The organism is Rhodococcus spelaei (assembly GCF_006704125.1).
Lineage (GTDB): Bacteria > Actinomycetota > Actinomycetes > Mycobacteriales > Mycobacteriaceae > Rhodococcus_G > Rhodococcus_G spelaei.
The window spans coordinates 67,183-91,949 of the sequence record NZ_VIGH01000002.1 but is presented as its reverse complement, the minus strand read 5'-3'; the positions used below and the strand labels follow the sequence as shown (position 1 = coordinate 91,949).

Sequence of the window (24,767 nt, the reverse complement as noted above, 5' to 3'; positions counted from 1 at the left end):
GGTCAGGACTTCGGCGACCATCCTGCCGGGCCGGGGCCGAGCGCCTCGAACGATCCGACCCACCCGCGGTTGACCTTGACGCGGCGGACCAGCTGCCAGCAGTCGCCGCGCCGCGTCCACTCGTCGTGGTAGTCGCCGAGAGTGCTGAAGGTCAGGTGCGAGCGGTCCCCGGCGCCGACGTGCATGTCGCTCACGTACGCCTGGCTGGTCGCGGTGTCGCCGTCGACGTCGACGAGCACATTGCCGAGCAGGTGCTGAGTGGGCCCGCACTCGTCGAGGAACGAGCGGATGTTCGCGACGATGTTCTCGCGGCCGGAGAGTTCCCCGGCGCCCATGTTCGCGGTGGCGTCCGGCAGCACGAGGTCGTCGAACGCGGACCAGTCCCGAGCGTCCATGGCCCGGGCGATCCGGGTGAGGGTGCGGGTGACGGCGCGTTCGGCCAGCAGGCTTTCGAGGGTCATCGGTGCTCCCGGGAGGTCGTCGTCATGGGTGATCCGCGCGCGAGCCTAGGTGTCCGGCAGTGGGGGACGACCTGCGCTTCCCGCGAGGCGGGACGGTGGCGGCGGTCATACTGCCGGACACCCCACGTTCCCGGCCACTGACCTGGCCCTAGAATGAGAGCTGCCCCTGCCCGGCCTTCCGCTTGGAGATCCCTCGATGACCGCTGTGCCCAGCACCGACGTCAACAACGCTTCGCTCGCCGAACTCGACCCCGAGGTCGCCGCGGCGATGAACGGCGAGCTGGCCCGTCAGCGCGACACCCTGGAAATGATCGCGTCGGAGAACTTCGTGCCGCGCGCGGTGCTGCAGGCCCAGGGCAGCGTGCTGACCAACAAGTACGCGGAGGGCTACCCGGGCCGTCGCTACTACGGCGGTTGCGAGCACGTCGACGTCGTGGAGAACCTCGCGCGTGAGCGCGCCAAGGAGGTCTTCGGCGCGGAGTTCGCGAACGTGCAGCCGCACGCAGGCGCGCAGGCCAACGCCGCGGTGCTGATGGCGCTGATGAACCCGGGCGAGAAGCTTCTCGGCATGGACCTCGCGCACGGCGGGCACCTCACGCACGGGATGAAGCTGAACTTCTCCGGCAAGCTCTACCAGGTCGCGTCGTACGGCGTCCGCGAGGACACCCACGTCGTCGACATGGACAAGGTCCGCGAGACCGCGCTCGCCGAGCGCCCGCAGGTGCTCATCGCCGGCTGGTCCGCCTACCCGCGGCACCTCGACTTCGCCGCGTTCCGCTCGATCGCGGACGAGGTCGGTGCCCGGCTGTGGGTCGACATGGCGCACTTCGCCGGACTGGTCGCCGCCGGGCTGCACCCGTCGCCGGTGCCGCACGCCGACGTCGTCTCCACCACCGTCCACAAGACCCTCGGCGGTCCGCGCTCCGGCATGATCCTGGCCAAGCAGGAGTGGGCCAAGAAGCTCAACTCCGCGGTGTTCCCCGGCCAGCAGGGCGGGCCGCTGATGCACGCGATCGCCGCGAAGGCCGTCGCCATGAAGATCGCCGCCACCGACGAGTTCAAGGACCGTCAGGCCCGCACTCTCGCCGGCTCGAAGATCCTGGCCGAGCGCCTCACCGGCGCGGACGTCGCGGGCAACGGCATCTCCGTGCTCACCGGCGGCACCGACGTGCACCTGGTGCTCGTCGACCTGCGCCACTCCGAGCTCGACGGCCAGCAGGGCGAGGATCTGCTGCACGAGATCGGCATCACCGTCAACCGCAACGCCGTGCCGTTCGACCCGCGTCCGCCGATGAACCCGTCCGGCCTGCGCATCGGCACCCCCGCCCTGGCCACCCGCGGCTTCGGCGACGCCGAGTTCACCGAGGTCGCCGACATCATCGCGACCGCGCTGGCCGCCGGTACGGGTGCCGACGTCCCGGCCCTGCGTGCCCGGGTGTCCAAGCTGGCCCTCGACTTCCCGCTCTACGACGGTCTCGAGGACTGGGGCCTGCTGTCCAAGACGGTCTGACCCAGCGTCGCCTCGACGGCCCGCGTCCGCTCCGGACGCGGGCCGTTCGCGTGTGCCGACGCGCCGGACGCGTTGCGAATTTGTTCCCTCCTACCTCGGTTAACCCAACGTTCACCGTGTTGTTCGCACGCCGGTGCGGGCCGCGGACGTAGCGTTCTGCTTAGCGGGAGGCGAGCACGCCGACCGTCCGGGAGGTTCGAATCGTGACTGACACCGATCAGTGCGAAGGGGCCGGCACCCGGCCCCTGTGGGACGCGAGTTCCGCGCGGACCGAACGGCCCAGCGAACACCGCTTGCGTGGGTGCCGCGCAAGGTCGAGGAGCCACCGTGACCGCAGCAAGCTCCGTCTCTGACCGTCCGGCCGCCAACCGCGCAGTCCGCACCTACGTCCTCGACACCTCGGTCCTGCTCTCGGACCCGTGGGCAGTCACCAGGTTCGCCGAACACGAGGTGGTCCTGCCCCTCGTCGTGATCAGCGAACTGGAGGGCAAACGCCACCACCACGAGCTGGGATGGTTTGCGCGCGAAGCACTTCGGATGCTGGACGACCTGAGGCTCGAGCACGGCCGGCTGGACCAACCGGTGCCGATCGGCGCCGACGACGGCAGCCTGCAGGTCGAGCTGAACCACACCGACCCGGCGGTGCTGCCGGTCGGATTCCGCACCGACTCGAACGACTCCCGGATCCTCGCGTGCGCGCTCAATCTCGCCGCCGAGGGCCGAGACGTGGTGCTGGTCAGCAAGGACATCCCGCTGCGGGTCAAGGCCGGTGCGGTGGGTCTGCCCGCCGACGAGTACCACGCGCACGACGTGGTGCCCTCCGGATGGACCGGCATGACGGAGCTCGAGGTGGCCTCCGAGCAGATCGACGAACTGTTCTCCGAAGGGATTCTGGACCTTGAGGGGGCGCGGGAAATGCCGTGTCACACCGGGATCCGGCTACTCGGGGGGCGGTCGAGTGCACTGGGCCGGGTGACCGCCGACAAGCGGGTGCAACTGGTGCGCGGCGAGCGGGAGGCGTTCGGGCTGCACGGGCGTTCTGCCGAACAGCGCATCGCCCTCGACCTGCTGCTGGACGAGAGCATCGGCATCATCTCGCTCGGCGGCAAGGCCGGCACCGGGAAGTCGGCCCTGGCGCTGACCGCCGGACTCGAGGCGGTGCTCGAGCGCCGCACGCACCGCAAGGTGGTGGTGTTCCGGCCACTGTACGCGGTCGGGGGACAGGAGCTCGGTTACCTGCCCGGCAGTGAGAGTGAGAAGATGGGGCCGTGGGCGCAGGCCGTCTTCGACACCCTGGACGGCCTCGCCAGCCCCGAGGTGATGGACGAGGTGATCAGCCGCGGGATGCTGGAGGTGTTGCCGCTCACGCACATTCGCGGTCGGTCCCTGCATGACTCCTTCGTCATCGTCGACGAGGCGCAGTCGCTCGAACGCAACGTGCTGCTCACCGTGCTCTCGCGGCTCGGTACCGGGTCGCGGGTGGTGCTCACGCACGACGTCGCCCAGCGCGACAACCTTCGGGTCGGCAGACACGACGGAGTCGCCGCCGTGATCGAAAAGCTCAAGGGACACCCGCTTTTCGCGCACGTGACGCTCACCCGCAGCGAGCGGTCGCCGATCGCCGCACTGGTGACCGAGATGCTCGAGGAGTTCGGCCCGACCGCGTAGGCAGCTGCGCCGCAGTGGTGCGGATACGGACGTTCCACGCTCCGGATCCGCGCCACTGCGCGTCAGCGCCTATCGGGCACCCAGATAGCCGGTCGAGCGGCCGCCGCGCCGGCCGAGGGCCAGCCGGACGAGACCGATGACCGTGCCGCGCAGCAGGTCTCGGAAGCTGAAGTAGTCGCGCCAGACCGCAACCTTTCCGTCCCGCAGCTCGAACGTGCCGCACACCCAGAACTCGATGCTCAGCGGCCCGAGGGACAGCAGGTCGGTGCGTTCGGTCAGCACGACCCCGTCCGTCGACGCGACGTGGTGCAGGATCGCGTCGAAGCCGAGCCACGGGCTGTTCATCGCACGGAGCGACCGCCCGACGAGACGGGCACCGCGCAGCGTCGGCAGCGAGACGTTGACCCACTCGATGTCGTCGGTGATCATCCCCAGGGCCGAGTCGACGTCGCCACGGGCGAGGGCGGTGAGAAAGCTCTCGACTGCTGTCGCCGAGTCGGCGGCGGCATCGAGCGGTGGCGTGTCCATGCGGTCCCCCGTGTCGATCGGTCGGGTCGTCGCTCAACGGTACCGCCGCCAGCGTTTGACCGATGCGGACCGACCGGTCAGGATGTGGTGTGCGCAATGTGATGGGCGTCATACTTTCGACCGTTGTCGCGACGGTGCTGGCGCTGCTGTGCGCCCCGCACGCGGCCGCTCAGGGTCCCTGGTTCGACCGATCCGTCGGCGCCGCGACGCAGGTAGTCACGGTGAACGGAGCAGGCGGCTCGCAGGCGACGGTCGAGGCGTGGCAGCGTTCGCCGATCGGCTGGCACCGCATCTCGCCCGCGCTGCCGGCGAAGGTCGGGTCCGCGGGGTTCGCCCCGCAGTCGCACGACGGTGTCCCGGCGACCCCGACCGGCGTCTACAGCCTCGACGCGGCGTTCGGTACCGCACCCAACCCCGGCGGCGGCCTGCCCTACCGGATGGTCGGGCCCGACGACTGGTGGGACGGCGACCCGCACAGTCCGACCTACAACACCCACCAGGTCTGCGCTCCCGGTGCCTGCGCCTTCGACGAGTCGGATTCGGAGCCTCTGCAGATCCCCGCCTACCGCTACGCGGTGGTGATGGGCGTGAACAAGGATCGTGTACCCGGCGACGGCGGCGCCTTCTTCCTGCACGTCACCAACGGCGAACCCACCGAGGGCTGCGTCGCGATCGACGAGACGGCGCTGGTCTGGCTGATCCGCTGGCTCCAGCCCGGCGCAGTCATCGCGATCGAGGCCTGAGTCGGCGCTACCGGTCCTTCACCTTCGCCATCGCCAGCACGTCGAGGCGACGGTCGAGTTCCTCGAGTGACAGTTTGTCGCCGATCAGGCCGCGGTCGATCACCGTCTGCCGGATGGTCTTGCGTTCCTTGAGGGCCTCCTTGGCGACCGCCGCCGCCTCCTCGTAGCCGATTGCCGAGTTCAGCGGCGTGACGATCGACGGGGACGACTCGGCCAGGGTCCGCAGGTGCTCGACGTTGGCGACGAGTCCCGCCACGCATCGATCGGCGAACAGTCGGGATACGTTGGACAGCAGTCGAATCGACTCCAGCAGGTTGCGGGCCATCACCGGGACGTAGACGTTGATCTCGAACGCGCCCGCGGCTCCGCCCCAGGCGACGGTGGCGTCGTTGCCGACGACCTGTGCGGCCACCTGGGTCACCGCCTCGGGCAGTACCGGATTCACCTTGCCGGGCATGATCGAGCTGCCGGGCTGCAGGTCGGGCAGGTGGAGCTCTCCGAGGCCGGTCAGCGGTCCGGAGCCCATCCATCGAATGTCGTTGGCAATCTTGGTCAGTGACACCGCGACCGTGCGCAGCGCCCCGGACGCTTCGACCAGTCCGTCCCGTGCGGCCTGTGCCTCGAAGCTGTTGACGGCCGGGGACAGTGCGTCGATCCCGGTCGATTCGACAAGTCGGGCAACGACTTTCGTTCCGTAACCGTCGGGGGCGTTGAGTCCGGTGCCCACCGCGGTGCCGCCGATCGGCAGTTCGCCGAGTCTGGGGAGGGTGGCGAGGATCCGCTCGATCCCCGCCTCGACCTGCCGCGCGTAGCCGCCGAACTCCTGGCCCAGGGTCACCGGCACCGCGTCCATCAGGTGGGTGCGACCGGACTTGACCACCGTCTTCCACTCGGCGGCCTTGTCGCCCAAGGCGAGTCGAAGGTGGTCGAGCGCGGGGATGAGCTCCTTGACCGCGGCTTCGGTGGCGGCAAGGTGGGTGGCGGTAGGGAAGGTGTCGTTGGAGGACTGCGACATGTTGACGTCGTCGTTGGGGTGCACCGCGACTCCGTTGGCGTTCGCGATGGAGGCGATGACCTCGTTGGCGTTCATGTTCGAGCTGGTGCCCGAGCCGGTCTGGAAGACGTCGATCGGGAACTGGTCGTCGTGGCGGCCGTCGGCGATCTCGTTCGCGGCGGCGATGATCGCGTCGGCCTTCGCCGGGTCGAGCAGTCCGAGGTCCTTGTTGACCTGCGCGCAGGCGGCCTTGAGGAGTCCCATGGCGCGGATCTGCGCGCGTTCGAGGCCGCGGCCGCTGATCGGGAAGTTCTCCACCGCGCGCTGGGTCTGCGCCCGCCACAGCGCGTCCTTCGGAACGCGGACCTCACCCATGGTGTCGTGCTCGATGCGGTACTGCAGTTCTTCGGTCATACCCAGTTAGCTTGCCACCGAAGCGCCTGCGCCGCCCGTGAGTCCTTCTGGCCCCTGTCGGGGCCAGATGGACTCACGGCGCGGAGCGCATTACGGCATCGGGAACTGGGCGTCCGGGTCGCCGTCGAAGTCGACGGAGGAGTACTCGCGCAGCTTCGACAGGCGGTGGTACGCGTCGATCATGCGGACCGTGCCGGACTTGCTGCGCATCACGATGGACTGGGTGTGTGCGCCGCCGCCGCTGTAGCGGACGCCGCGCAGCAGGTCGCCGTCGGTGACGCCGGTGGCGGTGAAGAAAACGTTCTCGCCGGACACGAGGTCCTCGGTGAGCAGCACGCGGTCGAGGTCGTGGCCGGCGTCGATGGCCTTCTGGCGTTCGGCGTCGTCGGTGGGGGCGAGCCGGCCCTGCAGGGCACCGCCCATGCAGCGCATCGCGGCAGCGGCGATGATGCCCTCCGGGGTGCCGCCGATGCCGACGAGCATGTCCGTGCCCGAGTCGGGGCGGGCCGCGGCGATGGCGCCGGCGACGTCGCCGTCGGAAATCAGCCGGATCCGAGCGCCGGTCGCGCGGACGTCCGCGATCAGCTGCGCGTGCCGCGGCCGGTCGAGGATGCACACGGTGACGTCGGAGACCGAGGCCTTGCGGACCTTGGCGATCCGCTTGATGTTCTCCTCGACCGGGGCGGTGATGTCGATGACGTCGGCGGCGTCGGGGCCGACGGCGATCTTCTCCATGTAGAACACGGCGGACGGGTCGAACATCGCGCCGCGCTCGGCGACAGCGAGCACCGAGATGGCGTTCGGCATGCCCTTGGACATCAGCGTGGTGCCGTCGACGGGGTCGACCGCGAAGTCGCAGTCCGGTCCGTCGCCGTTGCCGACCTCTTCGCCGTTGTAGAGCATGGGCGCTTCGTCCTTCTCGCCCTCGCCGATCACGACGACGCCGCGCATCGAGACGGACGAGACGAGCTGGCGCATGGCGTCGACGGCGGCGCCGTCGCCACCCTCCTTGTCGCCCCGGCCGACCCAACGGCCGGCGGCCAGTGCGCCCGCCTCGGTCACGCGCACCAACTCCATCGCCAGGTTGCGGTCCGGTGCCTCGCGGCGACTCGATGGGGTGCTGGCCGTCATGGGGCGGTGCCTCCTTGCGGTCGACGCGGTCGGCGTCGCCATAGGTTCGGTCAATGGGGAGACCATCGGTCTCGAAGCGTGATTATCTCATCACCGCCTCGGTCGAACCGCGGCTGGTCTACGGCTCCCGCGTCAGCGACCACCCGGTGCCGAGGTCGCGGGCGAGCGCGGGAACCCGGCGCAGCACCCGCTGCTGGTCCACGAAATCGGGGAACGGCTGCGCGAGCAGCGCGTACGCCTCGGCGGGCCGAGTCTCGACCAGTCGCTGATAGGCGGGGACGGTGTCGCCCCCGATGTACGACCAGCGCGGTACGCGGTCGGCCCAGTTGAAGTCCGGCAGTGGGGCCTGCAGGCGGTACGTCGCGCCGCCGACCGTGCCGACGACCGACAGCGGCGACGCCACGCCCGGCGCCCGCGTGCCGGGAATCGACGGCTGCGCGGCGACGGTGGTGACGTAGCTGAGGGCGCGTCCGACGCCGCCGCGGCTGCTCGCCGTCGCGTCCCACTGGTCGGCGACGACCTGGTTCTGTTCGCGGTCCGCCATCCTCCGGGTGGCGTCGGCGCGTCCCTCGGCGGTTCCCGAGAAGATGCCCTGCCACGCGGTCTCGGCGTTGGCGTCGAGCAGGCCGGCCGCGGCGAGCTCCTCGATCGCCGGCCGTCCCGCCCGCGCATACGCCTCGTGCATCGGGACCATGTCGAAGTAGATGTGCTTCTGCATGATCAGCAGCCGCTTCTGGTACCAGTCCAGATCCTCCGCGGTCATGGCCGGCCCCAGGGTGGCGAGTGTCCGGACGTCCGCCGGGAGCAGGGCCGCCGCCTCGGTGGGCAGGGTGCCGACGGCGGCGCCGACCGCGGTGCCGAGCCGGTGGACGGCGTCGACGGTCAGCGCGGTGCGGCCGCCGTCGATGTCCCAGAACCCGGCGGCGAACGACGCGCCCGCCATACCCGCCATGCCGGCCCAGTTCAGCTCCGCGTGTTCGCGTTGGTAGCGGCCGTAATTCGCGTACACCCGGTCCACCAGGGTCGCGTTGGCCGCGAACCCGACGTTCGGGTCCCAGGTGGCCAGGTCGATGCCCGTCGTCTCGGTGCCGAGTGCGAGCCAGTACTGGTGCAGCAGTGCCGCGTACCGGGTGGGGGCGACGTGGTCGGCGCGCGCAGACGCCAGTGCGGCGCCGAGGACGGCCGAAGCTGTGGGCAGGCGGGGATCGAGCCCACCGGCGAGTTCGGCGTTCGAGTTAGTGGGGGTGATGTCGAGGAACTGCGCGTAGGCGGCGGATTGGGCCGCGGCCGGCGTGGCCCCCGTCGCGACCGTCACCGCGGCGGCGCCGACCACGGCGACCAGGACTCCTCGAAGCCAGGCTCTCGGCCGGACGGCCGGACGCGTGGCGATGCGTGCACTCATGGTGCGCAAGCTAACTACAGGTGCGCGACCTGGTGGTCGGTTTCCGGTGCGAAGGGAACCGGCCGGAACCCGATCGCGAGGTGCTGGGATACTGGACGCGTGGCCGGCGACAAACCCCGAATTCTGCAAAGCAACCGCGACATGCTGTGGTCGATGATCCCGCTCGTCCTGCTCTGCCTGATCATCGCCGGCATCGCCAGCCAGTGCACGCTCAGCCCCGGTGGCCCGACCCCCGGCCCGGTGCCGCATTTCGACATCAACGCCGCACTCAAGTACGACGCCCGCGACCTCGGCTTCCCGATCCGGAACCCCGCGGTGCCGGAGGGGTGGCAGCCGAACTCGGGCAGTCGCGGCACCGCCACCGGTGACGGCGGCGGCGACGTGAGCACCGTCGGCTTCATCACCGACAGGGGCGCATACCTGCAGCTGAGCCAGAGCGCTGCCACCGAGGAGACCTTGGTGCCCTGGGTTGCAGGCGGTCCGCGCAGCTCGACCGGCGTCGAGCAGATCGGTCCGGACTCCTGGGTGAAGTACACCGAGGAGGGCAGTGAACCGATCTGGGTCACGAACCTCGGGGACGTCCGTGTGCTGATCAAGGGAGCCGGCTCCGAGCAGGAGTACACGACGCTCGCGACCGCGGTCGGCGCGGCGCAACCGCTCGCGCACTAGTCCGTACTGAGCCCACACTCTGTGCACGCGATGGCGGCTGACGCGCATCGGTGTCACAGAGTGTGAGAGAAATCCGGGCTAGTCCTCGGTCTGCTCCAACGCCTTCTCGACCCGTGCGCGCGCGCCGGCCAGGTGCTCCTCGCAGCGCTTGGCCAACGCCTCGCCGCGTTCCCACAGCGCGAGGGAGTGGTCGAGGTCGAGTCCGCCCTGCTCGAGCATCTTGACCACCTCGGCCAGTTGGTCACGGGCGGCCTCGTAGCCGAGCTCCGACACCGGTTCGTTCACCTGGAATCTCCTGACTTGTCCTTGCCCATGACGGCCGCGACGACCGCGCCGTCGGCGACCCGTACCCGAATCTGTGTGCCGGGCGGGGCGTCCTCGACCGAACGCAGGACCTCGGTGTCCGACCCCGGGACCACGCGCTGTACCACCGCGTAGCCACGTGCCAGGGTGGCCGCCGGCCCGAGCGTCGTCAGCCGCGCAGCCAGGTGCTCGACCACGGTCGTCTGCCCGGCGACGAGTCGGGCGACGTCACGTCGACCGGCCTCACGGAGCCGCTCGACCTCCTCGGTACGGCGCTCGATCGCCGCCAGCGGGTCGGCCAGCACCGGCCGGCTGCGCAGGTCGGCGAGGGAACGCGCCTCGCGCGCAACCCAATTCCGTAGTGCGGCCGCGCCGCGGGCACGGTACTCGGCGACCAGCGCCTGCTCGGCGACGGCGTCCGGGACCACCCGCTTCGCGGCGTCGGTCGGGGTCGCGGCGCGAACGTCGGCGACGTGGTCGCACAGCGGATTGTCCGGCTCGTGGCCGATCGCGCTCACCACGGGTGTCGTGCACTTGGCGATGGCACGGCACAGGGTCTCGTCCGAGAAGGGCAGCAGATCTTCCACGCTGCCGCCGCCGCGGGCCAGCACGATGACCTCGACGGTGGGGTTCTCGTCCAGTTCGGCGAGCGCCGCAACGATCTGCGCGGTCGCGGTCGGTCCCTGGACTGCGGTGTTGCGGATCTCGAATTGCACGGCGGGCCAGCGTTGTCCGGCGACGCTGAGAACATCGCGTTCGGCCGCGCTGGCGCGCCCGGTGATCAGTCCGACGGTCCGCGGCAGGAACGGCAGCGGCCGTTTGAGGCGCGGGTCGAACAGTCCCTCCGCGGCGAGCAGGCCGCGCAGCCGTTCGATCCGGGCGAGCAGTTCGCCGATGCCGACCGCGCGGATCTCGGTGACCCGCAGCGACACCGTGCCCCGGCCGGTGTAGAAGGACAGCTTGCCGAACACCACCACCCGACTGCCCTCGGTCAGCGGCACCGGGCAGTCGCGGATCAGGGTGGGGGAGCAGGTGACCGACAGTGACATGTCGGCCGACGGGTCGCGCAGCACCAGGAACGCGGTCCGGGTGCCGGGCCGGATGTTGATCTGGGTGATCTGCCCCTCGACCCAGATGCTGCCGAGGCGGTCGATCCACTGCGCGACCTTCGTCGCGACGGAGCGGACCGGCCACGGGCTCTCGGCCGAGTTCGACGTCTGCGCCGATGGACGGGGGGCCGCCGGGGTGGGCTGGGCTGAGGTCACTTGGAGTTGGCGGTGGTGATCCGGTTGCCCAGCATGGTCTGGAAGGGGGCCCGGCCGAGTGAGCCGTTCTCGTACGCGAGCAGGGACTCGAGTTCGTCGACGGACAGCGTCCGCAACCGGGCGCGCAGCTGCGCGAGCGTGAGGTTGTCGTAGTCGAGGTACTCGGCGATCTCGGGCCGCTCCACCGGTGCGGCGGGCTTGGCGGGCGCCGCGGTCCGCGTCTTCGCCGGGGCGGGCGCCTTCGCGGGTGCGTCGACCGGTGGCGACATCGAGTACAGCTCGAATCGGCCCTGGTTGGCCGGCTTCGCGTCGGTCGACGGGGACTTCGTGTTCGCCGACGGGGACCCGGACACGGCGCCGTTGGTGGCCGGCGGCTCGAGGTCCTCGTCGAAGGTTGCCCACTGCGGCTGCTCCTCAGTGGTGTGGAACAGGATCGCGAGCGCCTCGTCTCCCTTGATGGCAAGCGCGGTCATCGACTGCTGGATGCGCATCGAGGTCTGCAGGACCTGGCTGACCGTGGTCATGGGCAGCGTCACGGCCGTCGTCGGCAGTTTCTGCACCTCTTCGACGACGGTGGCCGCGATCCCGGCCGCCACGCGGGCAGCGAAAGGGGGACGAATCATGGTCCTAGAGTGCCTCACCACGCCCCCATTTGGTAGCCGACGCGGTCGAGGGCGCCTGATCGGACGACGGTGGCCACGCCCCGTACCCTGGAAGCATGTCTTCCGCAGTCCCCCTGAACCTGGGTATCGCCCGTTCCAACGCGCCTACCACCGCGACCGGCAAGCGGGTCCTGCTGGCCGAGCCGCGGGGATACTGCGCGGGCGTGGACCGCGCCGTCGAGACTGTCGAGCGTGCGCTCGAGAAGCACGGTGCCCCGATCTACGTGCGCAAGGAGATCGTGCACAACCGGCACGTCGTCGAGACCCTGTCCGACCGCGGCGTCGTCTTCGTCGACGAAACGGACGAGGTTCCCGAGAACTCGGTCCTGGTCTTCTCCGCGCACGGTGTGTCCCCGGCGGTGCACGAGGCGGCCGCCGCGCGCAGTCTGCACACCATCGACGCCACCTGCCCGCTGGTCACCAAGGTGCACCAGGAGGCGAAGCGGTTCGCGCGCGACGACTTCGACATCCTGCTGATCGGCCACGAGGGTCACGAGGAGGTCGAGGGAACGGCAGGCGAGGCTCCCGACCACGTGCAGTTGGTGGACGGACCCGAGTCCGTGGACGCGGTGACGGTCCGCGACGAGTCGAAGGTCATCTGGCTCTCGCAGACCACCCTGAGCGTGGACGAGACCATGCAGACGGTGGCCCGCCTGCGCGAGAAGTTCCCGCTGCTGCAGGATCCCCCGAGCGACGACATCTGCTACGCCACCCAGAACCGTCAGGTCGCGGTGAAGGCGATGGCGCCCGAGTGCGATCTCGTCATCGTGGTCGGTTCGCGCAACTCGTCGAACTCGGTCCGGCTGGTCGAGGTGGCGCTGGGGGCAGGGGCGAAGGCCAGCTACCTGGTGGACTACGCCCGCGAGATCGACATCGCCTGGCTCGACGGCGTCCAGACAGTGGGCGTGACCTCCGGTGCATCCGTGCCGGAGATCCTGGTGAGCGGGGTCATCGACCTGCTCGCCGAGAACGGATTCAACGACGTCCAGTCGGTGACGACCGCGAACGAGACGTTGGTGTTCTCGCTGCCCCGCGAGTTGCGCAAGCCGAGTCCGACGACCGGCTAGCGGGTGTGCCGGGGCTGCTCGGTGGGGGCGTCGTAGCGGTCCCGGTAGCGGACCTGCGGGACCGGGTGCAGCGGCATCTCCGGCTCGGACGGCCGACTGAACTGCGGGGTCCGCACGGGGGCGGGTCCACGCTCGGGTCGGCGCGAGAGGTTCTCGCCGTACTGCGGTGGGACCGGGCTGCGGCCGGGCTCGGGACGGCGCTGCCTGATCGGCGCCGAATCGAATGGGACCTCCTGGGTCCGTTCGGCGGCGCGCGGGCGTTCCGGGACCACCGGACGTGCTCCGGTGGGGTGCTGGCCGGTCGGGAAACGGCCGGTCGCGTGGGCGGTCCGCGCGGAGCGGGACGCGTCCGACGCGCGCTCCGCAGCCGGTCGGGCCGGCTCGTCGGGGCGCCCCGACGCCGCGGACTTGCGGCGCGGTCGGGCGGCGAGCTTGTCGGCCTCGCGGCCCATGTACAGCCGACCGAGGCCGATCGCGAGCACCGCCAGGGTGGTCAGCAGCATCAGTGGAAAGCGGTTGACCAGTGGGATCGCCGCGTTGAGGATGAGGTCCTTCATGCCACCGCCGGATCCGGCGGCGAGCTGCTGGTACGCCATCGGTACCGCGGCGACGAGGATCAGCGGGGGCTGGACCATGGTGGTGAACAGTCCGCGGCTTCGCACCGCGAGCACGGCGCCCACACAACCCAGGAAGTAGAAGATCGAGAACGTCGACGTCAGCTCGGTGCCGCGCATCGAGTCGAGCAAGAACCCAACGACGGCGGCTCCCACGGCAACGAGGACCGCGCCCCAGGCGGGAAGGCCAGGGACGGTTGGGAGAACGGACCGCGTATCGAGCGGCACCCCAGAGCGAGCACGTTGGGTTGCAGACACGCTTCGACATTAGCCGCTCATCAGCCGATAGCCTCGTTAGCGGGACCGTTTGTGGGAACGATCTCCGAAAGTCCCACGGTCCGCGGCCAGGACTCGATGCGCCCGATCTCCCGCACCTCGCCGTCCCCGACCTCGAGGTCGTGCAGTTTGCGGGCGGTCACTGTCACCCGCGATTCCATCGACGCGGCGGTCAGATTGAACGACTCGACGGCCTTGCCCAGCTGCGATCCGAGCCGGTCCAGGTGATTGCCGACGACGCCGATCCGGTTGTAGAGCTCGCGTCCGAGGCGGTGGATGGTGTCGGCCTCGCGGGAGAGGGTCTCCTGGCGCCAGGTGTGGGCGATGGTGCGCAACAACGCAACCAGGGTCGTCGGAGTGGCGAGGATCACATTCTTCGAGAAGGCATGCTCGAGCAGCCCAGCGTCCGCGGTGAGCGCGGCGTCGAGGAACGAGTCGCCCGGGACGAAGAGAACGACGAACTCCGGTGTCGGGTCGAACGCAGCCCAGTAGGCCTTGGCCGAGAGTTGGTCGACGTGGGTGCGCAGCTGTTTGGCGTGCCGGGTGAGGTGACCGTCGCGGACCGTGACGTCCTCCTCCTGTGCCGCGTCGAGGTAGGCCGCCAACGGAACCTTCGCGTCGACGACGATGTTCTTGCCCCCGGCGAGTCGCACGACGAGGTCCGGCCGCACGCCCTCGCCGACCACCTGGGTCTCGAAGTCGCAGTGCTTGACCATGCCCGCCAGCTCGACCACCCGCTCGAGCTGGATCTCGCCCCAGCGGCCGCGAACCTGCGGCGCGCGCAACGCGGTGACGAGCCGACCCGTCTGGGTGGTCAGCAACTGCGAGGAGTGACGCATCCCCGCGACCTGTTCCGAGAGTCCGGCGTAGGCGTGCACCCGGCTGCGCTCGACCTGCTGGACCTGGTGCGAGAGCGCGTCGACCGCTTCGTGCAACGGGCCGACGAGGTGGGCGACCTGCTCGCCGACGACGCCCGACGTCCGGCGCGCGGAGTCCTCGTTCACGGCGGCGAGCGACTGGCGGAGCAGCTTCTCGTTGTCGCGCAGCGCGGCCAGCTGCGCCTCGGCTCGCGCGGTGCGCTGCCCGGTCCGCGCGGAGTGCCACAGCCATCCGACGGCGATGCCGAGGGCCAGCGCGACCAGCAGTCCGAATGCGGTGACGGCGTTCATGGCGATGATGGTGCACGAGGCCACCGACAAAGTTGCGGCACGGCCGGCAGGGGCGGGCCGCGGCGTGCGTTCCCGGGACTGTCGGTGGGGTGAACTACGGTCGGGCCATGCGAATCCTGCACACCTCCGACTGGCACATCGGGCGGACCTTCCACGGGGTCGATCTGCTCGCGGACCAGGCCCGGGTGCTCGACGCCGTGGCGGCCCTCGTCGCCGCGAACGCCGTCGACGTCGTGGTGGTGCCGGGCGATGTGTACGACCGCGCCGTGCCGAGCGCGGACGCGGTCGCCGTGTGCAACAGGGGGTTCGAGGCGATCCGGGCGGCCGGTGCGGTGATCGTCGCGACGTCGGGCAATCACGACTCGCCGGTCCGGCTCGGTGCTGGGGCGGTGTTCGCGGCGGCCGGCGGGCTGCACCTGATGACCCGGGTTTCCGAGGTCGACCGCCCGGTGATCGTCACGGACGAGTTCGGACCCGTCGCGTTCTACGGCATTCCCTACCTCGAACCGGAGACCACGCGAGCGGAGTTGGGCGTGCCGACCGCGCGCTCGCACGCGGCGATCCTCGACGCCGCGATGGACCGCGTGCGCGCCGATCTCGCCGCCCGTGCCGCCGGTGGGGTCCCGCCGCGTTCGGTCCTGCTCGCACACGCCTTCGTGGTGGGCGCCGAGGCGACCGGGTCGGAGCGGTCGATCTCGGTCGGTGGGGTCGAGACCGTGTCGGCCTCAGCCTTCGACGGCGTCGACTACGTCGCACTCGGACATCTGCACTCGCCGCAGACCCTCGGCGAGGGGGTGCGGTACTCCGGCTCCCCGTTGCCGTACTCGTTCGGGGAGCGCTCGCACCGCAAGGCCGTGTGGATCGTGGACCTCGACGAGTCGGGACTGTCCGCCGTGCAGCGGCACGACCTCCCGGTGGTGCGTGGACTCAGTCAGCTGACCGGGACCGTGGAGGAACTCCTCGGCGGCGACGAGTTCGAGCACGCGACCGAGGACTACGTGTCGGCGGTGCTCACGGATCCGGTTCGTCCGCTCGATGCGATGCGGACCCTGCGGGCCCGGTTCCCGCATCTCGTGCATTTGGAATGGACGCGGCCGGAAGGAGACTCGGATCTGCGCTACCGCGAGAAGGTGCGCGGCCGCACCGACCTCGAGATCGCGACGAGCTTCCTCACCGACATGCGCAGTGAGCCCACGGAGAACGAACTGCGCTGGACCGAAAAGGCTTTCGGTGCCGCAGTGCGCGAAACCGATGGTCCGGACCGGGACGACGCCGACGCGGTGGAGCGCATCGCATGAGGCTGCACACCCTGGAGGCGACGGCCTTCGGTCCGTTCGGGCGCACTGTGTCGGTGGACTTCGACACCCTCGGCGCGGACGGACTCTTCCTGCTGCACGGACAGACCGGCGCGGGCAAGACCACGATCCTCGACGCGGTGGCCTTCGCGCTCTACGGCCGGGTGCCCGGCGCGCGTCAGGAGGGCAAGCGTCTGCTGTCCGACCATGCCGACCCGGGAACCGCACCGAAGGTGGTGCTCGAGGCCACGATCGGTGGTCGCCGGGTGCGGATCACCCGGAGTCCGGAGTTCCAGCGCGCCAAGCTGCGCGGCACGGGGACCACCAAGGAGAACGCGAAGGCGAGTCTCGAGTGGCTCGACGGTGAGGGCGAGAACCTGACCCGTCTCGACGAGATCGGCGAGGTGGTCGGCCGTCTGCTCGGCATGAGCGCGGACCAGTTCTTCCAGGTGGTGTTGTTGCCGCAGGGCGACTTCGCGCGTTTCCTGCGAGCCGACACCGAGGAGCGCGGCAAGCTGCTCGAGCGACTGTTCGACACCGCACGCTTCGGCACCGTCGAGGAGTGGTTCGCCGATCGGCGCCGGGAGAGTGCCGCGAGGATCGAGTCGAGCCGTCGATCGGTGGACATCGCGGTCGCCAAGGTCTCGACGGCTGCCGGGATCGAGGCCGGTGCGGATGCGGACCCGCTGACGTGGGCACGCAAACTGCTCGCCGACGCGACCGAGGCGCGAGACACCGCGGCGGTCGCGCTCCTGCAGGCACGCGCAGTCGACATCCGCGCCGCCGACAGTCTGTCGGAGGCGCAGCGCGTGCACGAACTGCAACGCCGAGCGGCCCGCGCCCGCGCCGACCTGACAGCTCACCAGGCGGCCGCGACGGAACGCTCCGCGCTGGCGTCCGAGCTGTCACGCGCACGCGCCGCAGAGCCGGTTGCCGCGCTCCGCGCGCAGGCGGACGGCGTCGCGAACGACGCTGCCGCGCAGCGCCGTCGGCTTGCCGACCTCGAGGACGGTGTGGCGAAGGTAGGGGAGGGGAGCGCCCTGCTCGCCCGGCTCAGTTGGCCGGCCGCTGCCTCGGACCGAGACACCGTCGCCGCCGCCGTGCGCGAATGGACCGCCGAGGTGACACGCCTCGACGCACTGATCGAGCGGGCGTCGGGAGCCGACGAGGCGCAGTCGGAGGTCGAGCGCGACCAGGCGCGTCGAAGCGAACTCGACTCCGCCGCAACCGAGCTCGGGCAGCGGAGCGAGGCCATTCCCGCGCTGGTGGGCGTCGCCGAGGCCGAACTCGGCGAGGCCCGGTCGGCGGCCGCCCGCGTGGACGGGCTGAGTGCCGAGCTGGCGAGGTTGGTCGACGCACGGGACGCGGCGACCGCGACGGCAGGGCAGCGTCGCACGGTCGCCGAGCTGGCCCAGGCTCGGGCGGACCTGCGGGACCTGCACCAGCAGGCCCGTTCCGACCTGCTCGACCTGCGGAAGGCCAGGATCGACGGCATGGCCGCCGAACTTGCGGGGGGCCTTGTCGACGGGGCGCCGTGCGCGGTCTGTGGATCGGACGTACATCCCGCGCCGGCGCAGCCCGCAGACACCGCGGTCAGCAAGGCGGACGAGGATGCCGCGTCGGCGGTCGAGCAGCGAAGGGCCGCGGACCTCGACGCAGCGGCCGGCCGTCTGATCGAGGCGGAACGGATTCTCGACGGGCTCGTGACCCGCGCCGGCGATCGCGACCCCGACGAGCTCGGCGTTCTGGTGCGGGATGCCACCGACGAGCACGCGCGGGCCCGCACTCTCGCCGGCCGAGTGGACGAGCTGGCCGCAGGCGTGGCCGCGCTGCGCGCCGAGGGAGAAGGGCACCAGGAGCGCATCCGCGCCGTCGACGCCGAGCGTGCGGGACTGGCCGAGCGGATCGGCGCGGGCTCGGCGCTGGTTGCCCGGGTGCGCGCGGAGATCGCCGCGGCAGCGGGCGCCGACGAGGACCTCCGAACCCGCCGCGATCGGGTCGACGCGCTGGCCGCCGCGGTATCCAGGTTGGGAGAGTTGCGGATTCAGGTCACCGCGGTCGAGGAGAACGTCAGCGCACTGGAGGTCAAGGTCTCCGCGGCGGCCGCTGCAGCCGGGTTCGCCTCGCCGCAGGATGCCCTCGCCGCGGTCCGTGAGCCGGGGCGTATCGCCGAACTCGAGTCGGTCCTGGCACATGCGCGCGACACAGCGGTGCGGGCCGAGTCCGTGCTGGCCGAACCCGAGGTGCTCGCGGTCGCGGCCGCCGCCCCGGCGGATCCGGAGGCAGCGGCCGCCGAGCGAACGCGGGTCGGCGAACTGCTCGGCGAGGCGATCTCGGCGGAGGCGAAGGCGGACGACCGGGTACTCGACCTCGAGCGGCTGGTCGGGCAGCTCGAGCGCGAACTCGACGCGCTGGGCCCGGCGCTGCGCAGGCACGACGAGTTGGCGGCGCTGGCCGACGTGATCGCCGGGCGTGGCCAGAACTCGCGCAAGATGTCGCTGAGCTCCTACGTGCTCGCCGCGCGACTCGAGGAGGTCGCGCTCTCGGCGTCGGTGCGGCTGCGCCGAATGTCCGGCGGTCGTTACGAGTTCGTCCACGAGGACGGTGCGGGCCCACGCGGGAAGCGCGGCGGGCTCGGCCTCGACATCCGAGACGACTACACCGGAGTGGTGCGGTCGGCGAAGACGCTCTCCGGCGGCGAGTCCTTTCTCGCGTCGCTCTCCCTCGCGCTGGGGTTGGCCGACGTGGTCGCCGCAGAATCGGGCGGGGTGGTCCTCGACACCATGTTCATCGACGAGGGTTTCGGCACCCTCGACCCGGACGCCCTGGAATCGGTCATGGGCGTACTCGACGAACTCCGCGAGGGCGGACGGGTGGTCGGGATCGTCAGCCATGTGGACGAGATGCGGGCGCGAATCCCGAGTCGGCTGCATGTGATTCGCGGCCGGTCCGGGTCCAGCGTGGAGGTCGTCGCCGGGTAGCGGTGGCCCGCGGCCGGGAGGTCAGCCGGCGGTCGCGCCCGCCGCCAGGTCGTCGATCTCGTCGGCGAGTTCTCGTCCGGGTTCGTCGGGCGCCGGATCGTCGGCGACGTCGCCCGTGCCGGACTCCGGCTCGTCGAGTCGACGGTCGATCTGTTCGCCGATGTAGCGGATCACCACCGCGGCACACGCCGCGACCGGCACCGCCAGGAACGCCCCGACGATCCCGTACAGCGAGCTGCCGCCCGTCACCGCGAGCAACACGATCGCGGCGTGCAGGTTCATGCTGCGACTCTGCAGCACCGGCTGCAGCACGTTCCCCTCCAGTTGCTGCACGGCCAGCACGATGATCAGGATGATCAGTGCGGTGGTCCACCCCTTCGCGACCAGCGCCACCAGCACGGCCAGCGCACCCGCGACGAACGCGCCGACGATCGGGATGAATCCGCCGAGGAAGGTGAGCACCGCCAGCACCGGGGCCAGCGGGACACCGAGCACCACCAGACCGAGGCCGATGAAGAACGCGTCGACGAAGCTGACCAGCGCCTGGGTCCGGATGAATCCGCCGAGGGTGTCCCAGACCTGCACGGCCACGGCCTCGAAATGCCTGCCGGCGCGGCCGCCGGAGACCCCGTGCAGCCACGGCAGGAACCGGGGGCCGTCCTTGATGAAGAAGAACGCGAGGACGAGCACCAGGAACGTCGTGATCAGCATGGAGCCTGCGGTGGTCACGCCGCTGAACACACCGGTCGCGATGGACTGGGCGCTGGACTGCAGCTTGGCGGTGATCGCGGCGACGGCCGAGTCGATCTGGTCGTCCCGCAGGTTCACCGGCGGCCCCTTGAGCCAGTTCTGCACCTGGCGTAGACCCTGGCTGGCCTTGTTGGCCAGCTCGGGCGCCTGGTCGACGACCGACGGCACGATCAACGCGACAACCCCGGACAGCACGGCGACGAACCCGAGCAGGGTGATCCCGGCGGCCGCCGCGGGCGGCACCCCGCGGCTGGTCATCGCGCGCGTCGGTGGCCAGAGCACGGTCGCCACCACGATCGCCATGAGCACCGGCAGCACTACGACCCACAGTTGGCCGAGCACGGTCCACAGCACCCACGCGCCGGCCGCGATCGCGACCAGGCACAGCGACCACTTGGCCAACCACATGCCGCCCTTGCCAAGCACCTCGCCGCGGTCTCGGAACCCGCGGTCCGGCGCGGCGGGTGGTGTCGAGGTGGGCTGTTCGCTCACGTTTCGGTCCTTCCAGGCGGGATCGGGACCGAATCTACCTCGCGGTCTCCTCGTGGGAGAGTAGCCAGCGTTTGGCGGGCAGTCCCCAACGGAAGCCGCCGAGCGCCCCGCCGACGCGCACCACCCGATGGCAGGGGACGAACAGCGCGGCGGCGTTGCGGGCGCACGCGGAGGCCGCTCCGCGGACGGCGGCGGGCCTGCCGGACAGTGCCGCGAACTCCGTGTAGGTGACGGGTTCGCCCGGTGGCACCTTGCGCAGCACCTCCCAGGCAGCTTCGAGGAACTCGCCCGAGTGTTGCCGCACCGCAATGGAATCGATGCAGGTCAGGTCGCCGCGGTGGTAGTCGGCGACGGCGCGGCTGACGGCTCCGAGTTCGGTGCGCTGCTCGAGTGCGGACGGTCGCAGTGACGCGTGGACCAGGGTGCACAGGTCCTCCGGGTCCGCCGTCCAGCCCGAGGCGAGGACGGCGCCGTCGCCGTCGACGACGGCGGTGAACGGGCCGATCGGGGTGGCGGTGGTGGCGTAACTTGCGGTCATCGGAGGTCCTCCGGTTCGAGGTCGGGAGTGTGTGGGGGAGTGTTCGGATAGGCGCCGCGCGCGGCAAGTGCGCTGCGCCACAGGTGCATCGACGCGTACGAGCGCCAGGGTGTCCAGCGCGCGCCCTCGTCGAGGTCCACCCCGAGCTCGTGGGCGCCCTGGCGGACGACCAGGTCTGTGCCCAGCAGGATGTCGGGGTCGGCCAGGGTGCGCATCACCACGTAGTCCGCGGTCCACGGTCCGATTCCCTTGTGCGAGAGAAGGTCCGCGCGGAGGTCGGACGCGGTGCGGCCGGCGTGCACAGTGAGAGTGCCCTCGGCCAGCGCCTCGGCCACTCCGACGACGGCGTCGACTCGGGCCGTGGGGCCGGTCAGCACCTCCCGACCGCGGGCCGCCACCGCGGCGGGGCTGGGGAAGAGGTGCGTCAGGTACGGGTCGTCGACCGGCTCGCCGAGGGCCGACACCAACCTGGCGGTGTGCGTCGCGGCTGCCGCGAGGGAGATCTGCTGACCGATCATGGTGCGCAGCAGCAACTCCGCCGGGTCGACGTTGCCGGGCACGCGCAGGCCGGGCGCAGCGGCGACGGCCGTGGCCAGCGCCGGGTCGGTCGACAGCGCGCCGTCCACCGCCTCGGGATCGGCGTCGAGGTCCAGCAAGTGTCGCAGCCGGGCGACCGCAGGCGCCAGATCGCGCATGTCGGCCAGGGTCAGCTCGGCGCGCACGTACCCCGCGCTCACGACCGTCGCGACCACCCCCGTCCCGTGTGGCAGTCGCAGGGTGCGGCGGTACTCGCCGTCGGACCAGCGTTCGACGCCGGTGGCGGCGTGTCCGGACAGGAACCAGGCCAGCCAGGTCGGGTCGAGCGGGGCGCGATACGGCAGTCGCAGTGACACCGTCCCGGTCGCGGGCGGCGCGTCCGGGGTGCGCCGGGAGGCCTCGGTGCGCATCGTCGACGGCGTCGCGGCGAACACCTCGCGGACGGTGTCGTTGAACTGCCGGATGCTCGAGAACCCCGCCGCGAACGCGATGTCGGACATCGGCATGGTGGTGGTCTGGATCAGGATCCGGGCGGTGTGCGCGCGGTGCGCCCGGGCCAACGCGAGCGGACCGGCACCGAGTTCGGCAGTCAGGGTCCGCGTGAGCTGGCGGGACGAGTAACCCAACGAGGCGGAGAGGGCGTCGACGCCACCGCGCTCGACGGCGCCGTCGGAGATCAACCGCATCGCGCGGGCGGCGAGGTCGGAGCGGACGTTCCACAACGGTGACCCGGGCGCGGCGTCGGGCAGGCAGCGACGGCAGGCGCGGTAGCCGGCCTGCTGGGCGGCGGCCGCGGTGGGCAGGAAGGTGACGTTGCCCGGCTTGGGGGTGATCGCCGGGCAGGAGGGCCTGCAGTAGATCCCGGTGGTCCGCACGGCCGTGATGAACTGCCCGTCGAAGCGGGCGTCTCGGGACGACACGGCGCGGTAGCAGCGGTCGAAGTCCAGGTAGGGGGCGGTCACGAACTCCACTCTGGCAGCCACGCGACCATCGCGCTAGCGGGAATCGGACATCGCGGTGGCGTCAGAACCGATCCGCGGAGGCGTCCACCCAGTCGCTGCGCCAGCCCGGCGGCGGATCCTCGAGAAGTTCGCCGACCTGTAGCCACTCGTAGAGTTCGGCGTAGGTCCGGGTGGTGTGTGCGTCGATCCGCCGGTTGAGCATCGCCGGTTGCAGGTCGGCGAAGCTGTCGAGGCCCATCGAGCCCACCAACTCCTTCGCGCTGTCCACCGTCGAGCGCTGGAACCGGTAGACCCGGGCGGACTTGTCCGGGACGTCGAGCGCCCGCGACCGTGCCGGGTCCTGGGTGGTGACGCCGACGGGGCAGTGGTTGGTGTGGCAGGCCTGCGCTTGGATGCAGCCGACGGCGAACATCATCGCCCGCGCGGCCAGTGTGAAGTCGGCGCCCTGGATGATCCGTTTGACGATGTCGCTGCCGCTGGCCACCTTCCCGGACGCACCGATCTTGATCCGGTCCCGCAGACCCGATCCGACCAGTGCGTTGTGCACGAGCATCAGTCCCTCGGTCAGCGGCATGCCCATGTGGTCCTCGTACTCCGACGGCGCTGCGCCCGTGCCGCCCTCGGCGCCGTCGACGATGACGAAGTCTGCAGTGACGCCGCGCGCGATCATCGCCTTGCAGATCCCGAGGAACTCGATCCGCGAACCGACGCACAACTTGAAGCCCACCGGCTTCCCGCCCGAGAGGGTGCGCAGCGTGACGATGAAGTCGACCAGCCCGTCCGGGGTGTCGAACGCGCTGTGCGCGGGCGGGGAGATCACCGTTTTGCCGACCGGAACGCCGCGGGTCTCGGCGATCTCGCGGCTGACCTTCACCCCGGGGAGCACGCCGCCGTGGCCCGGCTTGGCACCCTGCGAGAGCTTGATCGAGATCGCCTTGACCTGATCGTCGACGGCCTTGGCGGCAAACGCGTCCGGGTCGAAACGGCCCTCCGCGGTGCGACATCCGAAGTAGCCGGAGCCGATCTCCCAGATCAGGTCGCCGCCGGGTTTGCGGTGGTACGGGCTGATACCGCCCTCGCCGGTGTCGTGCGCGAAGCCGCCGCGCGCCGCGCCGGCGTTGAGCGCCTCGATGGCGGTGGCGGACAGCGAGCCGAAACTCATCGCGGAGACGTTGAGCATCGCGATGTCGTACGGCCGGGTGCAGTCGGGACCGCCGAGTCGGACGGTCGGGGTCGCCTCGTCGGGACGTCGCGCACGCAGGGAGTGGGTGAAGAACTCGTAGCCGGGCGCGTACACGTCCCGCTCGGTGCCGAATGGCTCGGCGTCCTTGACGCCCTTGGCTCGCTCGTACACCAGGTCGCGGGTCTCCCGGTCGAACGGTGTTCCGTCCGTTGATGATTCGATGAAGTACTGCTGTATCTCGGGGCGGACCTTCTCGAGCAGGAAGCGGGCGTGGCCGAGGATCGGGTAGTTGCGCAGCACGCTGTGACGGCGCTGGGTCAGATCCCAGGAGCCGAGTGCCGCGAGGGCGAGAACCGGCAGTGCCAGCACCCACCAGCCTGCCCCGACGGCAATCGCGAGCGCCGCAGCCCCGAGGCCGACCACCCACACTCCGGCAACGATCAGCCATCGAATCACGGTGCACTCCCTTCGGTCACCATCATGCCCTCCGGACGTTCACCAGGTCGGGAGACACCACGGCGACCCCGGCCGGAATGGGCGGGGCCGCCGTGTAGACAGTGTCTAGGCCGGGATGGTCAGGACCTGTCCGACGTTGATCGCGTCCGGATTCGGGATGCCGTTCGCGTCGGCGATCTTCTGGAACTGGTTGCCGTCGCCGTAGAAGCGCTGCGCCAGATCCCAGAGGGTGTCGCCACTCTCGATCGTGTAGGTCTGAGCGGCGGGAGCCGGCGGCGCCTCGGCGGCGGCAGGCTCGGCCGGCGCCGGCTCGGGCTCCGGTGCGGGCGCCTCGGCCGGGGTGTCGGTGACGGTGTCCGTCGACCACACCGCGTTGTCGCCCGCGTACAGCACGACGTTGCGGTCGTCCTGCAGCACCAGGCGCACGCCCGAGTTGCCGGACGTCTGCGAGGCCCAGACGGCGTCGTTGCCCTCGGTGTACAGCACGAAGTTGCCGTCGTCCTGCAGGTCCGCCTTGACTACGGACTTGCCGTTGGTCTTGCTCGCCCACACCGCATTTCCGTTCTCACCCAGGACGAGGTTGCCGTCGTCCTGGAGCGTGAGGGTGTATGCGCCGTTGTCGGAGGTGAGCGACTGACCGGCCGTGAGACCCGAACCCGCCTGCAAGGTGTTCGCCACAGTGATTCCCCTTTCGGAG

22 protein-coding genes are annotated in these 24,767 nt (G+C 70.7%); 7 read left to right on the top strand and 15 right to left on the bottom strand.

Translation table 11 applies throughout. From position 1 onward, the window contains the following. Positions 1 to 2: 2 nt before the first annotated feature. Complete coding sequence (locus FK531_RS04305) at positions 3 to 461, bottom strand: nuclear transport factor 2 family protein (RefSeq protein ID WP_142095517.1); 459 nt, start codon at positions 459 to 461, stop codon at positions 3 to 5. A 196-nt stretch (positions 462 to 657) separates the two neighbouring features. Between FK531_RS04305 and glyA the strand changes: the two genes are divergently transcribed. Both glyA and phoH2 read left to right on the top strand, forming a co-directional pair. Next, on the top strand, positions 658 to 1,971 hold the full coding sequence (gene glyA / locus FK531_RS04300; protein WP_142095514.1) for a serine hydroxymethyltransferase: 1,314 nt from the start codon (positions 658 to 660) through the stop codon (positions 1,969 to 1,971). Between the two features lie 327 nt (positions 1,972 to 2,298). Beyond that, positions 2,299 to 3,639, top strand: coding sequence for an RNA 5'-3' helicase PhoH2 (gene phoH2, locus FK531_RS04295; RefSeq protein WP_142095512.1), 1,341 nt, complete (start codon positions 2,299 to 2,301; stop codon positions 3,637 to 3,639). Positions 3,640 to 3,708: 69 nt separating this feature from the next. Here phoH2 and FK531_RS04290 read toward each other — a convergent pair whose 3' ends face one another. Continuing rightward, on the bottom strand, positions 3,709 to 4,167 hold the full coding sequence (locus FK531_RS04290; RefSeq protein ID WP_142095509.1) for a limonene-1,2-epoxide hydrolase family protein: 459 nt from the start codon (positions 4,165 to 4,167) through the stop codon (positions 3,709 to 3,711). 89 nt (positions 4,168 to 4,256) lie between these two features. On the opposite strand from FK531_RS04290, the gene FK531_RS04285 reads away from it, so the two are divergent. Beyond that, positions 4,257 to 4,910, top strand: a complete 654-nt coding sequence (locus FK531_RS04285) for a L,D-transpeptidase family protein (protein WP_435531012.1) — start codon at positions 4,257 to 4,259, stop codon at positions 4,908 to 4,910. Positions 4,911 to 4,917: 7 nt separating this feature from the next. Here FK531_RS04285 and FK531_RS04280 read toward each other — a convergent pair whose 3' ends face one another. From FK531_RS04280 to FK531_RS04270, 3 genes are all read right to left on the bottom strand, one after another. Next, entirely contained in the window at positions 4,918 to 6,318 is a 1,401-nt protein-coding gene (locus tag FK531_RS04280; protein ID WP_142095507.1) for a class II fumarate hydratase, read from the bottom strand. A 90-nt stretch (positions 6,319 to 6,408) separates the two neighbouring features. Next, positions 6,409 to 7,491 carry a class II fructose-bisphosphatase gene (glpX, locus tag FK531_RS04275; RefSeq protein WP_435531020.1) on the bottom strand — a complete coding sequence of 361 codons (1,083 nt, stop codon included), beginning with the start codon at positions 7,489 to 7,491 and terminating at the stop codon, positions 6,409 to 6,411. A gap of 76 nt (positions 7,492 to 7,567) precedes the next feature. Then, complete coding sequence (locus tag FK531_RS04270) at positions 7,568 to 8,851, bottom strand: hypothetical protein (RefSeq protein WP_142095503.1); 1,284 nt, start codon at positions 8,849 to 8,851, stop codon at positions 7,568 to 7,570. 99 nt (positions 8,852 to 8,950) lie between these two features. Here FK531_RS04270 and FK531_RS04265 point away from each other — a divergent pair, with 99 nt between their 5' ends. Next, complete coding sequence (locus tag FK531_RS04265) at positions 8,951 to 9,520, top strand: DUF4245 domain-containing protein (protein ID WP_142095501.1); 570 nt, start codon at positions 8,951 to 8,953, stop codon at positions 9,518 to 9,520. Positions 9,521 to 9,598: 78 nt separating this feature from the next. Here FK531_RS04265 and FK531_RS04260 read toward each other — a convergent pair whose 3' ends face one another. Genes FK531_RS04260 through FK531_RS04250 form a run of 3 tightly spaced genes read right to left on the bottom strand, consistent with a single transcriptional unit; the run spans position 9,599 to position 11,711 of the window. Next, a complete protein-coding gene (locus tag FK531_RS04260) occupies positions 9,599 to 9,805 on the bottom strand; it encodes an exodeoxyribonuclease VII small subunit (protein ID WP_142095499.1) in 207 nt (68 codons plus the stop codon). Then, positions 9,802 to 11,088, bottom strand: coding sequence for an exodeoxyribonuclease VII large subunit (gene xseA, locus FK531_RS04255; RefSeq protein ID WP_142095497.1), 1,287 nt, complete (start codon positions 11,086 to 11,088; stop codon positions 9,802 to 9,804). The genes FK531_RS04260 and xseA overlap by 4 nt, the downstream gene beginning before the upstream one ends. Then, a complete protein-coding gene (locus FK531_RS04250; protein WP_142095495.1) occupies positions 11,085 to 11,711 on the bottom strand; it encodes a lipid droplet-associated protein in 627 nt (208 codons plus the stop codon). Before FK531_RS04250 ends, xseA begins: the two co-directional genes overlap by 4 nt. A 95-nt stretch (positions 11,712 to 11,806) precedes the next feature. Here FK531_RS04250 and FK531_RS04245 point away from each other — a divergent pair, with 95 nt between their 5' ends. Then, the gene (locus tag FK531_RS04245) at positions 11,807 to 12,817 is read left to right on the top strand and encodes a 4-hydroxy-3-methylbut-2-enyl diphosphate reductase (RefSeq protein ID WP_142095493.1); all 1,011 of its coding nucleotides are present in this window, start codon (positions 11,807 to 11,809) and stop codon (positions 12,815 to 12,817) included. Here FK531_RS04245 and FK531_RS04240 read toward each other — a convergent pair. Then, positions 12,814 to 13,659 (bottom strand): DUF6542 domain-containing protein, encoded by an 846-nt coding sequence (locus FK531_RS04240; protein ID WP_354003505.1) that lies wholly within the window; start codon positions 13,657 to 13,659, stop codon positions 12,814 to 12,816. The two genes, FK531_RS04245 and FK531_RS04240, sit on opposite strands and share 4 nt — an antisense overlap. Positions 13,660 to 13,709: 50 nt before the next feature. Beyond that, positions 13,710 to 14,876 (bottom strand): DNA recombination protein RmuC, encoded by a 1,167-nt coding sequence (locus FK531_RS04235; RefSeq protein ID WP_142095489.1) that lies wholly within the window; start codon positions 14,874 to 14,876, stop codon positions 13,710 to 13,712. A 107-nt stretch (positions 14,877 to 14,983) separates the two neighbouring features. Between FK531_RS04235 and FK531_RS04230 the strand changes: the two genes are divergently transcribed. Together FK531_RS04230 and FK531_RS04225 are read left to right on the top strand one after the other, a co-directional pair. Continuing rightward, complete coding sequence (locus tag FK531_RS04230) at positions 14,984 to 16,174, top strand: exonuclease SbcCD subunit D (RefSeq protein ID WP_142095487.1); 1,191 nt, start codon at positions 14,984 to 14,986, stop codon at positions 16,172 to 16,174. Continuing rightward, positions 16,171 to 19,152, top strand: coding sequence for an AAA family ATPase (locus FK531_RS04225; protein WP_142095485.1), 2,982 nt, complete (start codon positions 16,171 to 16,173; stop codon positions 19,150 to 19,152). Before FK531_RS04230 ends, FK531_RS04225 begins: the two co-directional genes overlap by 4 nt. A gap of 21 nt (positions 19,153 to 19,173) precedes the next feature. On the opposite strand, the gene FK531_RS04220 is transcribed toward FK531_RS04225, so the two are convergent. The 5 genes from FK531_RS04220 to FK531_RS04200 all read right to left on the bottom strand — a co-directional run bounded on the left by FK531_RS04220 (position 19,174) and on the right by FK531_RS04200 (position 24,748). Further along, on the bottom strand, positions 19,174 to 20,394 hold the full coding sequence (locus FK531_RS04220) for an AI-2E family transporter (protein WP_246097868.1): 1,221 nt from the start codon (positions 20,392 to 20,394) through the stop codon (positions 19,174 to 19,176). A gap of 34 nt (positions 20,395 to 20,428) precedes the next feature. Beyond that, complete coding sequence (locus tag FK531_RS04215) at positions 20,429 to 20,932, bottom strand: methylated-DNA--[protein]-cysteine S-methyltransferase (protein ID WP_142095483.1); 504 nt, start codon at positions 20,930 to 20,932, stop codon at positions 20,429 to 20,431. Further along, a complete protein-coding gene (locus FK531_RS04210) occupies positions 20,929 to 22,440 on the bottom strand; it encodes an AlkA N-terminal domain-containing protein (protein ID WP_142096602.1) in 1,512 nt (503 codons plus the stop codon). Before FK531_RS04210 ends, FK531_RS04215 begins: the two co-directional genes overlap by 4 nt. 52 nt (positions 22,441 to 22,492) lie before the next feature. Continuing rightward, complete coding sequence (locus FK531_RS04205; RefSeq protein WP_142095481.1) at positions 22,493 to 24,070, bottom strand: FMN-binding glutamate synthase family protein; 1,578 nt, start codon at positions 24,068 to 24,070, stop codon at positions 22,493 to 22,495. Between the two features lie 105 nt (positions 24,071 to 24,175). Beyond that, positions 24,176 to 24,748: a LysM peptidoglycan-binding domain-containing protein gene (locus FK531_RS04200; RefSeq protein WP_142095479.1), complete on the bottom strand. Its 573-nt coding sequence runs from the start codon at positions 24,746 to 24,748 to the stop codon at positions 24,176 to 24,178. Between the last annotated feature and the right edge of the window lie 19 nt (positions 24,749 to 24,767).